This window comes from Xanthomonas sp. AC360 (genome assembly GCF_979258225.1).
The window spans coordinates 637319-652694 of sequence record NZ_OZ409846.1; the positions used below are offsets into that span (position 1 = coordinate 637319).

Genomic DNA, 15376 nt, shown 5'->3' on the forward strand with positions numbered 1-15376 from the left:
CATGAATGACTGCTAGACAATCGCCAGTCACTGCAGTGGCGTGATGCAGGCAGGACCTGAAATGCGCGCGTGAAGGGCTCATTCGACGTCCAGGTTGCCCTGTTCCTTTTCTTCGACCGCGCGCTCCGTGGAGCTGGCCACGCAGTCGCCGCGCACCGCATCGCCCGGTACCAGCCACCAACGACGTCGATTGGCCACACCGACCAGCTGGCTGCGACTGCGGTCTACGCAGCCCAACAGCGCTGTCTCCTGCGCCATCAGCCAACGCTGCCCCGGTTGCTCGGCCTGCCAGGCCACGCCGCGTCGCAGCTGTTCTTCCCATGGCACCTTGAAGCCGAAGGTCTGCGCCGGGCGGTCGGCCATCAGCAGGTTCTGCTCCTTCCACGCCACCAGGCCGAGCTGGGCATCCGGGCCGATACGGCGCCCGACCTCGCGCATCACCGCACCGGCCGAACTGGAATCGTTGAAGATCGGGTAGCAGACCAGCCCGAACGCCACCCACCACGCGCCCAGCAGCGACACCACCGCCAGCGCGGAGCGGCGCACGCGCAACAGCAGCAGGCTCGCCACGCCCCAGGTGCCCACCGCCAGCAGAAGCCAGCCCAGCGGGTCGGTGGCTTCGCTGCCGACCCCGCGGCTGTCCATGATCTTCTGCTCGAATCCGGGGTGCCCGATCAGCATCGCCGCCCCGCCTGCGGCGAAGACCACAGTCAGCAGCAGCGCAAAACCGAACAGCACCCGCTGCACCCCGACCCGGCGCAGCAAACCCGCGGCCAACGGCGCCAGCGCCAGACAGAACATCGGCAACGCCGGCAGGATGTAGACATCGCGCTTGCCGCTGGGGATGGTGAAGAACACCAGCACCAGCAACCACCACGCCAACGGCAGCAGATAGCGCGCATCGCGCCGGCGCAACCGCCGCCGCCACGCCGGAATCGCCCATGGCAACAGCAGGACGGTCGGCATCCACATCGTGGCCATGCTCTGCAGGTGGTACCAGATCGGCTGCGCGTGATCCCACGAACTGGCGTAGCGCTTGGCGGTCTGGCGCAGCAGGATGTCGTTGAGATACACGCGGTATTCGGGCTGGCCGGCGGTCAGCGCGGTGACCATCATCGGCACGAACCACAACGCGATCGCCACGAAGAAGAACAGCGGCCCGAGCCAGAAGCGGCGGTCGCGCACATGCACGCGCACACCCGGCCAACCGCGTGCGGCGGCAATGCCGGCCGGGATCAGCATCAGCAGCGCGATGATGCCCACGCCCTTGGTGATCACACCCAACCCGGCGGCAAACCAGCCCAGCGTCCACCAGCGCCAGGCCGGGCCCATCAACAGGTGCCGCAGCAGCCCGTAATTGGCCAGGGTGATCCAGAACACCACCAGCGGGTCGATCTGCGCCTTCTTGGCCTGAAAGGTGAAGTGCAGGGTGAACAACAGCAGCCACGCGGCATACACCCCCACTCGCCGGGTCCACAGCCGCCGTCCCAGGTCGTACACACAGGCCAGCGTGCCCAGCGCCGCGAGCAGCGACGGCAGCAGGAACGCCACCCGCCAATTGCCCAGCAGCGTGTAGAACAGCGCCTGCAGCCACATCAGCATCGGCGGCTTGTCCGAATACAGCTCGTTGCCGCGATGCGAGAACAACCAGTCCCCGCTCAGCACCATCTGCTTGGCGACCAGCGCAAAACGCGGCTCGTCCGACGGCCAGGGGTCACGCAACCCCAGTCCGGCACCGATCACCAGCACCGCGGTGATGGCCAGCAACCAGAAATCCTTTGAAGCACGGGTCTTGAGCATGGCGGGCGGCAATGGGACGCGAAAAGGGAGCGCCGGCATCGGCGCGCGATCAGGACGCTTTTAGCAAAAGCGCGTAGAAGAAACCGTCGCAGTGCTGCTCGCCGGGAAACCGCTGACGTCCCGGGCCCGCCGCATGGCCGAACTGCGCACCCAAGGGCTGCGCCTGCGCATCGGGCGTGCGTTGCAGGAAGGCCTCGACCTGCCCCTGGTTCTCGCGCGCCAGCAGCGAGCAGGTGGTGTAGAGCAGCTGGCCGCCCGGACGCAACGTGCGCCACGTCGCATCCAGCAAGCGCGCCTGCAGGGCGCACAGCGCATCGATGTCGTCGGCGCGGCGGTGCAACAGCACATCCGGCTGACGACGCACCACGCCGGTGGCCGAACACGGCGCATCCAGCAGTACCGCATCGAAGGGCTGACCGTCCCACCATGCCGCCGGATCGGACGCATCGGCGGCATGCAGCGCGACCTGCGCGTTCGGCACGGTGCGCTGCAACGTCTGTTGCACGCGTTCCAGCCGGCGCGCATCCACATCCAGTGCGGTGAGCTGCAACTGCGGGTAACGCTCCAGCAGATGCGCCGCCTTGCCACCGGGCGCAGCGCAGGCATCGAGTACCCGCGCCGCCGGCGTCAGCGTCAGCGCGTCGGCCACTTGCTGCGCGGAGCCGTCCTGCACCGAGACCTCGCCGTCGGCAAAGCCCGGCAACTGGCTCACCGGCACTGCACTGTGCAACCGCAGCGCATCAGGCAGCACCGTGTCGATCTGTGCGGCGATGCCCACCTCTGCCAGCAGCGCCACATAGGCGGCTGGGTCGGTGCGCCCGCGATGCACGCGCAGCCACATCGGCGCCATCTGCGCGCTTGCGACGAAGATCGCTTCGGCCTGCTCGCCCCAATCGGCACGCAGCTGCTTGCGCAACCACGACGGCCAACCGGCATCGTCCGAGACTGCCGGAAATCCTTCGCGCTGCGCACGCCGCAGGATCGCGTTGACCATGCCGGCCTGGCGCGGCCGGCCCAGCGCGCGACACGCCTCCACGGTGGCCGACAGCGCCGCGTGCGCGGGCAGTTGCAGCACGTCGAGCTGAGCGAAGCCGGCCATCAACAATGCCTTGAGTTCGGCATCGCGCGGCGGCAGCGGGCGTTCCAGCCATTGCCGCAAGGCGACGTCGTAGGCCGGGCGGCGCCGCAGCACTGCAAAACAGATCGCCTCCACCAGCGCGCGATCGCGCGGATCGGCAATGCCAGGCAGCGCAGCGGTCAGTTCGGCCTTCAACGAACGGCCCTGGTCGAACACGGCTGTGAGCACCTTCGCGGCTGCCAGCCGTGAGGCGACGCCGGCCGCCGCGGTGTCGGCGGCCATCAGCGCAGCGCCGGCAGGTCGCGGCGCGCGTTGAGGTAATCGGCAGCGGTGATCGCCTTGCCGCCCTCACGCTGCAACACGCGCACCCGCAGCGCGCCCTGCCCGCAGGCGATATCGATGCCCTGCTTGCTGGCGGCCAACAAGGTGCCCGGCGACTGTTGATGGGCCAACTCGAGCGCAACCGCGCCATGCAGACGCACCCGCTCGCCGGCCAGCGTGGCTTCGGCCACCGGCCACGGATTGAACGCACGCACGCGCCGCGCCAGTTCCTGCGCCGGCTGCGCCCAGTCCAGCCGCGCCTGCGCCTTGTCCAGCTTGTGCGCGTAGGTGACGCCCTCGCCCGGCTGCGCTTGCGCCACCGGGCGAATGCCGGCACGCAGCAAGCCCAGGCCATCGGACAGCACCTGCGCACCCAGCGCGGCCAGGCGGTCGTGCAGCTGGCCGCCGGTTTCCTGCTCACCGATCTCGATGCGTTGCGACAACAGCACCGGGCCGGTATCCAGACCGGCTTCCATCTGCATCAGGCACACGCCGGTTTCGGTATCGCCGGCCTCGATCGCACGCTGGATCGGCGCGGCGCCACGCCAGCGCGGCAGCAGCGAGGCATGCACATTCCAGCAGCCGTGGGTCGGCGCAGCCAGCACCGCCTTGGGCAGGATCAGCCCGTACGCCACCACCACCATCAGATCGGCATTGAGTCCGCGCAGCGTGGCCAGCGCCTCGGGCGAGCGCAGCGTCTGCGGCTGGTACACCGGAATGCCGCGCGCGATCGCCTCCAGCTTCACCGGCGACGGCGTCAGCCCGCGACCCCGACCGGCCGGCCGATCCGGCTGCGTATACACCGCCACCACTTCATGTCGTTGCGCGGCAACGCGTAACGAGGCGACAGCGAAGTCCGGCGTACCGGCGAAGACAATTCTCATAGGGCTGGGATTCGGGAGTCGGGATTGGGGATTGGCAACGGCGGGTGACGCAGCCGAATGGAATCGGCGGGCCGATGAGTAGGGATTGGGGAAGTGGGATTGGGAATTGGCAACAGCGGTTGGCTGGTGCTTTCAGTCGCCGGGATGGACAGGCCGGACTTCAAACCAGGTCTATGCAGAGACACACGATCTCGCGCCCCATGCATGTCAGGTTCGTTGAACAAACGGCCTATACGCCGGCATCAACACGTGCACGGGGACCGCATTCGCCAATCCCCACTCCCGAACCCCCACTCCCCGCCCTCAAGCCACATGCTTGCGCATTTTGGCCAGCTTCTTGCGCACCATTTCGCGTTTGAGCGGCGACAGGTAATCCACGAACAACTTGCCGTCCAGGTGGTCCATCTCGTGCTGGATGCACACCGCCAGCAGGCCATCGGTGCTCAGCTCGTGAGGCTGCCCATGGCGGTCGAGATAACGCAGGGTGATCGCATCGGCGCGGCTGACATCGGCAAAAATGCTTGGCACCGACAGGCAGCCTTCCTGATACACCTGCTCGCCCTGCCTGGTGATGATTTCCGGGTTGACGAACACCTGCGGGGTGTTCTTTTCCTCGCTGACGTCGATCACCAGGAAGCGCTTGTGCACATCCACCTGACTGGCAGCCAGGCCGATGCCGGGCGCCTCGTACATGGTCTGGAACATGTCATCCAGCAGCGTCTGGAACGCCGGGCTGGTGACTTCGGTCGCATCGACCGGCACGGCTTTGGTGCGCAGCCGCGGATCGGGAAATTCGAGAATAGGGAGCAAAGCCATGGGGTTACCCGTCCAGAAACACCGGCGCGGCGCCGGCAAGACGGGGTCATTCTAGCGCAATGCTTGCGTGGCGCCCCGGTTTCTGGACTATAGTGCGCGGACCTGTTGGGGAATCAGGCAAGAAGGCACTCATGTTGAACCGACTTCGTACGGTCGTCGCTGCGGCGATGCTGACCGTCGCGACCTACGCTGCCGCGCAAGCGGTGGGCGAGCATCCAGACACCTATGTGGTCCGCAAGGGGGATACCCTTTGGGACATTGCTGGGCGTTTTTTGCAAAAACCATGGCTGTGGCCGGAAATTTGGCAAGCCAATCCACAGATCCAGAATCCGCACCTGATCTATCCGGGTGACGTGATCAGCCTGGCCTACCTGGACCGTGTGGGGAAAGGCACGATCCAGCCCGGCCCGCGCCAGGAAGCGCCGATCAACGCGATTCCGCTGGCCGATGTCGAGCCGTTCCTGAAGAATCTTCGCGTGGTCGAAGACTTCGACCAGCTGCCCTACGTGGTCGGCCTGGAAGGCGGACGCTCGCGCGCCACCACCGGGCAGGTCGCTTATGTGGTCGGTCTGGAAGACGCGCAGCCGGGCCAGCGCTTTGCGGTGGTGCGTCCGACCGTGAAGTTCAGCCTGCCTAAGCACAACGAAGACCTGGATATGGCGGGCAACATCACCGCCGGCTCCGGCAACATCTGGAAGAACTTCATCGCGCCGAGCACGCGCCGTGAGTTCCTCGGCTATGAGATGGCGCAGGTCAACGTCGGCACCATCACCCGTAGCGCGGCGGGCGGCAATTCCAAGGCGGCGACCTTGCTGTTGCAGGACAGCGGCCGCGAAGTGCGCGCCGGCGATCGCATCGTGGCAGTGGAAGCGCAGCCGTATGATTTGCAGTTCATCCCGCATCCGCCGTCCGACCAGGCGCTGCAGACCGAGCTGCGCGTGCTGGCCATTTCCGACGCCTTCATCGTTGGCGGTACCCGCGACGTGATCGCCATTTCCGGCGGCGCGCGCGAAGGCATCAACAACGGCACGGTGTTCTCGATCTGGCGCAAGGGACGCACCGTCAGCGACCGCGTGAAGCATTCGCGCTTCTCGCGTACCGATGACGATTTCAGCGGCCCGTCCGGCTCCACCGTCGGCCTGCCCGATGAATATGCCTCGCACGCGATGGTGTTCCGCACCTTCGACAAGGTCAGCTATGCGCTGGTGATGGAAAGCGTCAAGCCAACCGGCCTGGGCTACTTCGTCAAGCATCCTGACGCGCAGTAACCTGAAAGTCCGATGCGGTAATGCGACGGCGCCTGAGGGCGCCGTCGTCGTTTTCGGCACAGGCTGTGCGCATGGCTCCCACCTCTCCCGATCTGCGCGCAATGTTGATGTTGCTGTTGGCTGGCGGCCGCAGCCCACCGCGTCGCGCGCTGCTGAGCTCTTTCGCCAGCCTGTCCGACGTTCTGACTGCCGGGCCCGGCGCCTGGCGCGCGGCCGGCTGTGACGACCTGCAATCGGAACGGCTGCAGACGCCCGACCCGCAAGCACTGGATGCGGCGCTGCGCTGGTGCGAACAGCCCGGCCACCACCTGATCGGCTGGCGAGACCCGGACTACCCGGCACTGCTGCGCCACATCGCCAACCCGCCGCTGGCGCTGTTCGTGGACGGCGACCCCAACGCACTCTGGCATCCCGGCGTGGCCGTGGTCGGCAGCCGCTCCGCCACCGCTGGAGGACGCGACCACACCCGCGCCTTCGCATCGAACCTGGCATCTGCAGGGCTGGGCATCGTCAGCGGGATGGCCGCCGGCGTGGATGCGATCGCACACGACGCCGCGCTCGCCCAGCCTGACGGCATCACAGTGGCGGTGGTCGGCACCGGTGCCGACGTGGCTTACCCCGCGCATCACCAGGCATTGCGCGATCGCATTGCGGCACGCGGCGCAGTGGTCAGCGAATACCTGCCCGGCACCGGGCCGGTGGCCGCGCATTTTCCGGCGCGCAACCGGATCATTGCCGGGCTGGCGCTGGGCACCTTGGTGGTCGAAGCGGCGATGCGCTCGGGCGCGCTGATCACCGCGCGCCTGGCGGCCGAGGCCGGGCGCGAGGTGTTCGCCCTGCCCGGCTCGCTGCACAACCCGCTCGCGCGCGGCTGCCACCACTTGATCCGCCAGGGCGCAACGCTGGCGCAGGAACCGGCCCAGGTCATCGAGGGACTACAACTGCTGTCGGGCGAGTTGGCCACCGCCTTGCGCGAGCGCCTGGCCGCCCCCACTCAGGTGCCCAGGACGACGCGCACTACCACTTCCACGCGCCCGGACCCCGACTACCAGCGCTTGTGGCAGGCACTAGGCCACGACCCTACCCCTATGCATTCTCTGGTCGAACGCACCGGATTGACGGCCGCCGCGCTGTCCTCCATGCTGCTCATCATGGAACTGGAGGGAGACGTGGTCACCGAGCACGGTCGCTATACCCGCAATCCCTAGTTTCTTCACCTCCACAGCGTCGCGCGACGCAGGCCGAGGGGCAATGAAAGAGAGCATTCTCGATGTACTGCTGTACCTGTTTGAACATTATTTCAGCGAAGACGCGGACCTGGTCCGTGACCGTGACTCGCTTCAGAATGGCCTGATCCAGGCTGGCTTCAGTCCCGCAGAAATCAGCAAGGCGTTCGACTGGCTGGACGCGCTCTCCGAGCAGCGCCCAAGCGTGGCGCGTCCGCATGTCGACGGCCCCGTGCGTATCTATCACGGCCCGGAGCTGGACAAGCTCGATGTCGATTGCCGTGGATTTCTGCTGTTCCTCGAACAACACCGCATTCTCGATGCCGACCAGCGCGAGTTGGTGCTGGACCGCGCCATGGCGTTGGACCAGGACGAGCTGGATCTGGACGACCTCAAATGGGTGGTGCTGATGGTGTTGTTCAACCAGCCGGGCGCGGAAGCGGCCTATGCCTGGATGGAAACCCAGATGTTCCTGGACGAGCCTGAACCCGTACACTGAAGGCTGAAGCCGCCACGGACGTGCGTGCGAGGGGACGGGGATGAGCAGTTGGTATTACGCCGAAGGCAACCGCCAGCGGCGTGGCCCGGTGGCCGACGAGGTTCTGCTGGGCCTGTATCGCGATCGTCAGATTGCCCTGGACACGCTGGTCTGGCGCGAAGGGCTGGACCAGTGGCTGCCGCTGGCCGCCTGTGCCGACGCGCTAGGCCCGCCGATTTCCACGGATCTGCATGCCGCTACGGTCCCGCCGCCATTGCCAATGGCAGCAGCGGGCGCCCCGCCGGTCAACCCTGCGTCACCGCACCTGCGGCAGCCTGCCAAGGGGCCAGCATGGCCACTGCTGTTGGTGTTGGGCGCGGTGGCAGGCTTGTTTGTGGTCGTTGCCATGATCGGCATCTTCGCGGCGATCGCATTGCCGGCCTACAAGGACTATCAGACCCGCGCCAAGGTCACCGCGGCAGTTGCTGCATTGGCGCCATTGAAGCCGCAGATCGCCGACTTTCTCGCGCGCGAAGGGCGGTGCCCGGAGAATGGGGATACCGGCTTCCAGACGCCCGAGCACTACGCCAACGGCACCCTGACCAGCGTGCAGATCGGCCGTTTCGACACCAGCGCCTGCGGTGTCGAGGCCCTGCTGCATGCGCCGGGCTCGCCCAAGATCGACGGCAAGGCGCTGTGGCTGGATTTCGATGCGGATGCCGGTACCTGGCAGTGCAGTTCCGAGATCGACGACAACCAAATTCCGCAGGACTGCCGCGGCTGACCGGTCGCTGCACGCACAACGCATCATCCAAGGGGACATCATGACGCAGTGGTACTACGCCGATGCACAGCGGCAACGCCAGGGGCCGGTCGACACGGACACGCTTGCCGCGCGCCTGTCGCAGGGCATCATCGATCACACCAGTCTGGTCTGGCGCGAAGGTCTGCCGCAGTGGGTGACCCTGAGCGAGGTTGCGTCCGAACTGGGCCTGGACACGCTGGCGCCAGCATCCCCGCCCATTGCAGCCGATGCGCCGATGCCCGAACAGGGCGAGGCTGCGCCGGCCGTCGCACTGCCTGCTGACACCGCGCCCCGGGATGCGGCACCGGTTGCCGCAGCCCCGGCGACGGACCTCCCGTCGCAGGCCTGGTCGAGACAGGCAGAGCCTGCCGCGGCTGATGCTAATGCGGATGCGCTGCCCGGACCCGGACCATCTCCGACTCACTCCGACGCGACGCCGGAAGCCGTGTCCTGGACGGGCGCGCCTGTGGACGCCGCAGACCATCCGCCGCACACGGCTGAGCACGCGCCAGCAGGTCAATTGACCGCCTCTGCGCCGGTCGCGTCCGAGGGCAACGAGTCGTGGCCCGGCACGCCTGGCGCTGTGGATCCCGCCGTGCATGCGCCAACCCCAGCGGCGACCGCTGCTACCACCCCACCGCCCACAGCCCCGGCCGCCAGACCGTTGCCAAGTGCCTGGGACACCCCGGTAGCCGCATTGCCCGCTGCTGCAGTCGTCACCCATGACGCGCCAGTAGTCTACGCGGGCCTATGGCGGCGTGTGGCGGCCAGCATCCTGGATAGCCTGATCACCACCTTCGCGGTCTATCTGATCGTGATTCCGCTGGTGTTCGTCGTGGCGCTCGGCACCAGCATGGGCGATTCCGCGTCGTCGATGGACGACGGCAGTGCGCTGGGCATCGCCATTGTGGTGATGTCCTACGGCATCGGCCTGGCCATCCCCACGCTGTATTTCGCCTGGATGCAATCCAGCCGGCTTCAGGCCAGCCTGGGCAAGCTCGCCTGCGGCATCAAGGTCGTGCGCGCCGACAGCAACGGAGCGCGGGTCGGGTTCTGGCGCAATGTGTTGCGCTATCTGGCCTACATGCTGATCAGCGTCCTCACCCTTGGGATCGGCGCGGTCGTGGCAGCCTTCATGGCCGGCATGTCGCAGCGCAAGCAGACTCCGCACGACAAGATCTGCGACACGCTGGTTGTGGACCGCTGGGCCTTCACCGACCGACCGGAGCTGCAGTCGCGCGGTCTGGACACGGTGTCGATCGTGGTGCTGGCCATTTACGGGGTGATACTGGTGTTGTCGATCGTGGTCGTGGTGATCATGCTGGCGACGATCGGAATGAGCCAGAGCTAGCAGTTCGCCGCGCCCGCCGCTTGACACGGCGGCGTCCGCCGTGATCTTTCTAATAAGAGAACTGAACGCCCGGGAGTACTCCCCGGGCGTTAACGTGTGGGAAACGGCCGATCTGCTTCCCTCAACCGGCCAATTAGGCCACGCTACCTGCCCCCCGGGCTCCGCCCCAAGAATTTGCCACCATGCCCAAGCACCTGCTCATCGTCGAATCGCCCGCCAAGGCCAAGACGATCAATAAATACCTCGGCAAGGACTTCACCGTCCTGGCCTCGTATGGGCACGTGCGCGACCTCGTCCCCAAGGAGGGTGCGGTCGATCCGGATAACGGCTTTGCGATGCGTTACGACCTGATCGAGAAAAACGAGAAGCATGTCGAAGCCATTGCCCGTGCCGCCAAGAGCGCCGACGACATCTATCTGGCGACCGACCCGGACCGCGAGGGTGAGGCGATCAGCTGGCACATCGCCGAGATCCTGAAAGAGCGCGGCCTGCTTGAGAACAAGACCATGCAGCGGGTGGTATTCACCGAAATCACGCCGCGCGCGATCAAGGAAGCCATGCTCAAGCCGCGTGCGATCGCCGTCGATCTGGTGGACGCGCAGCAGGCTCGCCGCGCACTGGACTATCTGGTCGGCTTCAACCTGTCGCCGGTGCTGTGGCGCAAGGTGCAGCGCGGGCTGTCGGCCGGCCGCGTGCAGTCGCCGGCGCTACGCATGATCGTCGAGCGCGAAGAAGAGATCGAAGCCTTCATCGCGCGCGAATACTGGTCCATCGATGCGCATTGCCGGCATCCGTCGCAGCCGTTCAACGCCCGCCTGATCAAGCTGGACGGGCAGAAGTTCGAACAATTCACCGTGACCGACGGCGACACCGCTGAGGCTGCGCGTCTGCGCATCCAGCAGGCCGCGCAAGGCGTGCTGCATGTCACCGATGTGGCCAGCAAGGAGCGCAAGCGCCGCCCTGCTCCGCCGTTCACCACCTCCACGCTGCAGCAGGAGGCGTCGCGCAAGCTCGGCTTCACCACCCGCAAGACCATGCAGGTGGCGCAGAAGTTGTATGAAGGTGTGGCGCTCGGCGACGAAGGCTCGGTCGGTCTGATCAGCTATATGCGTACCGACTCGGTGAATCTGTCGCAGGACGCACTGGCGGAGATCCGCGACGTGATCGCGCGCGATTTCGGCACCGCGTCGTTACCGGATCAGCCCAACGCCTACACCACCAAATCCAAGAACGCGCAGGAAGCCCACGAAGCAGTGCGCCCGACCTCCGCGCTGCGCACGCCTGCGCAGGTGGCGCGTTTCCTGTCCGACGACGAGCGCCGCCTGTACGAATTGATCTGGCGCCGCGCAGTGGCCTGCCAGATGATTCCGGCCACGCTCAATACCGTCAGCGTCGATCTGTCGGCCGGCAGCGACCACGTGTTCCGTGCCAGCGGCACCACCGTGGTGGTGTCGGGCTTCTTGGCGGTCTATGAAGAAGGCAAGGACACCAAGAGCAGCGAGGACGAGGACGAAGGCCGCAAGCTGCCGCTGATGAAAGCCGGCGACAACATCCCGCTGGACCGCATCGTCACCGATCAGCATTTCACCCAGCCGCCGCCGCGCTTCACCGAAGCGGCGCTGGTCAAGGCGCTGGAGGAATACGGCATCGGCCGTCCGTCCACCTACGCCTCGATCATCCAGACCCTGCAGTTCCGCAAATACGTGGAAATGGAAGGCCGCAGCTTCCGCCCGACCGACGTCGGCCGCGCGGTGTCCAAGTTCCTGTCCGGGCATTTCACCCGCTACGTGGACTACGACTTCACCGCCAATCTGGAAGACGATCTGGATGCGGTGTCGCGCGGCGAAGCCGAGTGGATTCCGTTGATGGAGAAGTTCTGGGGCCCGTTCAAGGAACTGGTCGAGGACAAGAAGGATTCGCTGGACAAGACCGACGCCGGCAGCGTGCGCGTGCTTGGCGCCGACCCGGTCAGCGGCAAGGAAGTGAGCGCGCGCATCGGCCGTTTCGGCCCGATGGTGCAGATCGGCACCGTGGAAGACGAAGAAAAGCCCACGTTCGCCTCGCTGCGTCCGGGCCAGAGCATCTATTCGATCTCGATCGAAGATGCGCTGGAACTGTTCAAGATGCCGCGCGCGTTGGGCCAGGACAAGGAGCAGGACGTCAGCGTCGGCATCGGCCGGTTCGGGCCGTTTGCACGCCGTGGCACCGTGTATGCGTCGCTGAAGAAAGAAGACGACCCGTACACCATCGATCTGGAGCGTGCGGTATTCCTGATCGAGGAGAAGGAAGAGATCGCGCGCAACCGGGTGATCAAGGAATTCGACGGCAGCGACATCCAGGTGCTCAACGGCCGCTTCGGCCCGTACATCAGCGATGGCAAGCTCAATGGCAAGATCCCGAAGGACCGCGAGCCGGCGTCGCTGACCTTCGAGGAAGTGCAGCAGTTACTGGCCGACACCGGCAAGCCGGTGCGCAAGGGCTTCGGCGCCAAGAAGGCCACGCTCAAGAAGAATGCAGTGAAGGATTCGGCCAAGGTGGCCAAGGATGCCGCTGCGAAAGACGCGGCAGCCAAGAAGACTGCGGTGAAGAAAGCGGCCACCAAGACCGCTGCGAAGAAGGCGCCGGCCAAGAAGACTGCGGCCAAGAAAGTCGTCAAGCGCGTGGTCAAGAAAACCGTGAGCAAGGCGGCAGGCTGAGGCCCCGCATGCACCACACGCTAGGCCTGGACAGCGCCGTCGCCACCCTGCAGAAGGGTGGCGTGATCGCCTACCCGACCGAAGCGGTCTGGGGGCTGGGCTGCGACCCGGCACAGGAGGCCGCAGTGCTACGCCTGCTGGAGATCAAGCGGCGCCCGGTCGACAAGGGTGTGATCGTGGTGGCATCCGGCATCGAGGTGCTGCGCGACTGGGTCGATCTCGACGCGCTGGAGCCGGCCCGCAGGGATGAAGTGTTGGCCAGCTGGCCCGGCCCACATACCTGGATCCTGCCGATCACCACCCGGGCGCCGCGCTGGGTCACCGGCACGCACGATGGGCTGGCCGTACGCATCAGCGCGCACCCGGTCGTGGCAGCGCTGTGCGCGGCCTGGGGCGCACCACTGGTATCCACAAGCGCCAACCTGGCCGGCGAGCCACCAGCACGCAGCCGCGAGGCCCTGGACCCGGCGCTGCTGGCGACCATCGATGGCGTGGTGGCAGGCGATGTCGGCGGGCTGGCGCAGCCCACCCCGATCCGCGATGCACGCACCGGTCAGAGCCTGCGCGACTGAGCTTGCGGTATGTGGGCGGCCTCTGGCCCTGTAGCAGCGGGCATCTGGCGGGTGAGAGACGACCGGCACCATGAAGATCGTGCACGGCGCCGACGCGCCGACCGAAGGTCACCGCTTCAATCACAACAAGCTGCTGCTGGCGTGCACCGACGTGATGTCATGGCGAGGGCGCTTTCAAACCGGCGTACACAGATCACCGTGCCCCAGGTCTAGCGCCAGCGCTCACTGACAACTTCACGTAGCAGGCCGCCGGACGGCGACATCGCCACGCCCCAGACGCAGAATCCACCGGCCCGCCCGATTTCCCGCACGCGGGCCTGAGCAGCGCCCGTCCGCACACTTTGCTGCGCGGCCGCCAAGCGCGCACACTCGGAGCATGCGCACTCTTCCAACCTTTTTGTTGCTGGCCTGCGCGCTGCCTGCCTTGGCAGCGAGCACCGCCGCCAAGCCGGACCCGAACGTGCGGGTCTACCGCTGCGTCAGCAGTACCGGGACCGTGGCTCTGCAGGATGCGCCGTGCAGCAGCGGTCGCCAGCAGGTGCTGGACATGCAGCGCCCGCAGGACCCGCCGCCGCGACCGCAACGCGTGGAGGCACCTGCCCCCGTTCCGGCTGCGCCGCCGCGCGAAGTGCGCATCGTTACCGTGCAACCGCCGCAGCCGATGTACGAGTGCACCACCGAAGACGGCGAGCGCTATACCAGCGACAGCCCGGAAGGCAATCCGCGCTGGGTGCCGACCTGGGGGCCGGCCTATGTGGGCAATGCGGTTGGCCCGCCGATCAGCGGCGGAGGCATCCAGCGTCCACCGATCTCGGTCAACCCGCGCCCGGCGATTGCGGTGCAGGGCGGCGCCGGGCGGGGCAGCATCCGCGGCAGTGCCAGCTTTGGCGGCGGTAGCTATCAGGGCGGCTATCAAGACAGTTACCGCGGCGGCGGCTACGGCGGCACGGTGATCGTGCCTTACGGCAATGTGCAGATCCGCGACGAGTGCCATGCCCTGCCCGAACAAGAGGTCTGCGCGCGGCTGGCAGACCGCCGCTGGGAGTTGATCCGTCGGTACAACAGCGCGCTGCAGAGCGAACGCCAGGATCTCAGCCGCGAACAACGTGGCATCGAAGCGCGTCAGCAACGCGACTGCGGCGGCGCATGAGCCGCGCCTTGTGGCTGATGCTGTTGCTGGGTTGGGTATCGGGCGCCACCGCCCAGGACGTGGCCATCTACCGCTGCACCGATCCCTCCGGCGCGCTCACCGTGCAGAACATGCCGTGCCCGAAGGGCATGCAGCAACAAAAGAAAATGATGACCGCACCGGCGGCGGTGCCGTTTGCACCGGGCGGCACGCCTGCACCCGCACCAGTACGTGCTGCGCCAGCTGCGAAGCCAGCGCCCGCCGCACCTGCTGCCGTGCCGACTGCGCCGGCAGCCGCATCGACGCCAGCGCCGCTGACGCCCACCTCCACGCTGCCTCCGCCGCCGTTGTTCGAATGCACCGCACACGACAATGGCCGCTACTTCACCGAAGACCGCGAACCGGCCACACGCTGCCTGCCGATGCAGACCACCAATCTGGCCGGCGGGCCGGCAACCGGCGGCGGCAGCGCCTGCGAAGTGGTTACCGACCGCTGCGCACCGGTGCCGGATCAGAGCCTGTGTGAAGCCTGGCGCAAACGCGCCGAGCAGGCCGAAGCGACCTGGCGTTTCTCCGACGAGGCGCAATCGGCAGAGCGCAAGCAGCGCTACGACCAGATGCGCCGGGTGCTGGACGAAAGCCGCTGCGCCAATCCATCCGCTGCGCCCTGACTGACTCTGCAGGGCTGAGTGCGGGAAGGCGATCGATGGCGAGTGCGTCATGCCTGCACATCACCGATACCCCCATCCGCCCTTCGGGCACCTTCCCCCGCGATGCGGGGGAAGGGATGCATCTCCTGCCAAACGCGGGGTTCCTTCTGCTTACGTAGCAAAGACTCCCCTCACTGGCGGCAATATGCGGCCAACGTCTGCCATCATCACAGCGCGCAAGGAGCTGACAGGCGTCACGCGAGCCCGTGCTTGCGGCAGGTACCGGTTGGGTGCGGAAGCAG

Annotated in this window: 13 protein-coding genes; 9 read left to right on the forward strand and 4 right to left on the reverse strand. The window is 66.7% G+C overall.

The window, feature by feature from the left end:
• Positions 1 to 78: 78 nt before the first annotated feature.
• From ACZZ0O_RS02795 to def, 4 genes are all read right to left on the reverse strand, one after another.
• A complete protein-coding gene (locus ACZZ0O_RS02795; protein ID WP_463592162.1) occupies positions 79 to 1800 on the reverse strand; it encodes an ArnT family glycosyltransferase in 1722 nt (573 codons plus the stop codon).
• A 49-nt stretch (positions 1801 to 1849) separates the two neighbouring features.
• Positions 1850 to 3160, reverse strand: a complete 1311-nt coding sequence (gene rsmB, locus ACZZ0O_RS02800) for a 16S rRNA (cytosine(967)-C(5))-methyltransferase RsmB (protein ID WP_463592163.1) — start codon at positions 3158 to 3160, stop codon at positions 1850 to 1852.
• The gene (gene fmt / locus ACZZ0O_RS02805) at positions 3160 to 4083 is read right to left on the reverse strand and encodes a methionyl-tRNA formyltransferase (RefSeq protein ID WP_463592164.1); all 924 of its coding nucleotides are present in this window, start codon (positions 4081 to 4083) and stop codon (positions 3160 to 3162) included. The genes rsmB and fmt overlap by 1 nt, the downstream gene beginning before the upstream one ends.
• Before the next feature lie 303 nt (positions 4084 to 4386).
• Positions 4387 to 4899 (reverse strand): peptide deformylase, encoded by a 513-nt coding sequence (gene def, locus ACZZ0O_RS02810; RefSeq protein WP_115514054.1) that lies wholly within the window; start codon positions 4897 to 4899, stop codon positions 4387 to 4389.
• 131 nt (positions 4900 to 5030) lie between these two features.
• Here def and ACZZ0O_RS02815 point away from each other — a divergent pair, with 131 nt between their 5' ends.
• From ACZZ0O_RS02815 to ACZZ0O_RS02855, 9 genes are all read left to right on the forward strand, one after another.
• Positions 5031 to 6167, forward strand: a complete 1137-nt coding sequence (locus tag ACZZ0O_RS02815) for a LysM peptidoglycan-binding domain-containing protein (protein ID WP_115554731.1) — start codon at positions 5031 to 5033, stop codon at positions 6165 to 6167.
• A 71-nt stretch (positions 6168 to 6238) separates the two neighbouring features.
• Positions 6239 to 7375, forward strand: coding sequence for a DNA-processing protein DprA (gene dprA / locus ACZZ0O_RS02820; protein WP_463592165.1), 1137 nt, complete (start codon positions 6239 to 6241; stop codon positions 7373 to 7375).
• Positions 7376 to 7418: 43 nt separating this feature from the next.
• On the forward strand, positions 7419 to 7892 hold the full coding sequence (locus tag ACZZ0O_RS02825; RefSeq protein ID WP_003484452.1) for a DUF494 family protein: 474 nt from the start codon (positions 7419 to 7421) through the stop codon (positions 7890 to 7892).
• Positions 7893 to 7932: 40 nt separating this feature from the next.
• Positions 7933 to 8655, forward strand: a complete 723-nt coding sequence (locus tag ACZZ0O_RS02830) for a pilin (RefSeq protein WP_463592166.1) — start codon at positions 7933 to 7935, stop codon at positions 8653 to 8655.
• A 40-nt stretch (positions 8656 to 8695) separates the two neighbouring features.
• A complete protein-coding gene (locus ACZZ0O_RS02835; RefSeq protein WP_463592167.1) occupies positions 8696 to 10027 on the forward strand; it encodes an RDD family protein in 1332 nt (443 codons plus the stop codon).
• 182 nt (positions 10028 to 10209) lie between these two features.
• On the forward strand, positions 10210 to 12723 hold the full coding sequence (locus tag ACZZ0O_RS02840) for a DNA topoisomerase I (RefSeq protein WP_323516798.1): 2514 nt from the start codon (positions 10210 to 10212) through the stop codon (positions 12721 to 12723).
• Between the two features lie 8 nt (positions 12724 to 12731).
• On the forward strand, positions 12732 to 13295 hold the full coding sequence (gene tsaC, locus ACZZ0O_RS02845) for an L-threonylcarbamoyladenylate synthase type 1 TsaC (protein WP_463592168.1): 564 nt from the start codon (positions 12732 to 12734) through the stop codon (positions 13293 to 13295).
• 376 nt (positions 13296 to 13671) lie between these two features.
• On the forward strand, positions 13672 to 14445 hold the full coding sequence (locus ACZZ0O_RS02850) for a DUF4124 domain-containing protein (protein ID WP_463592169.1): 774 nt from the start codon (positions 13672 to 13674) through the stop codon (positions 14443 to 14445).
• Positions 14442 to 15095, forward strand: coding sequence for a DUF4124 domain-containing protein (locus ACZZ0O_RS02855; protein ID WP_463592170.1), 654 nt, complete (start codon positions 14442 to 14444; stop codon positions 15093 to 15095). Before ACZZ0O_RS02850 ends, ACZZ0O_RS02855 begins: the two co-directional genes overlap by 4 nt.
• The last annotated feature ends 281 nt before the right edge of the window (positions 15096 to 15376 follow it).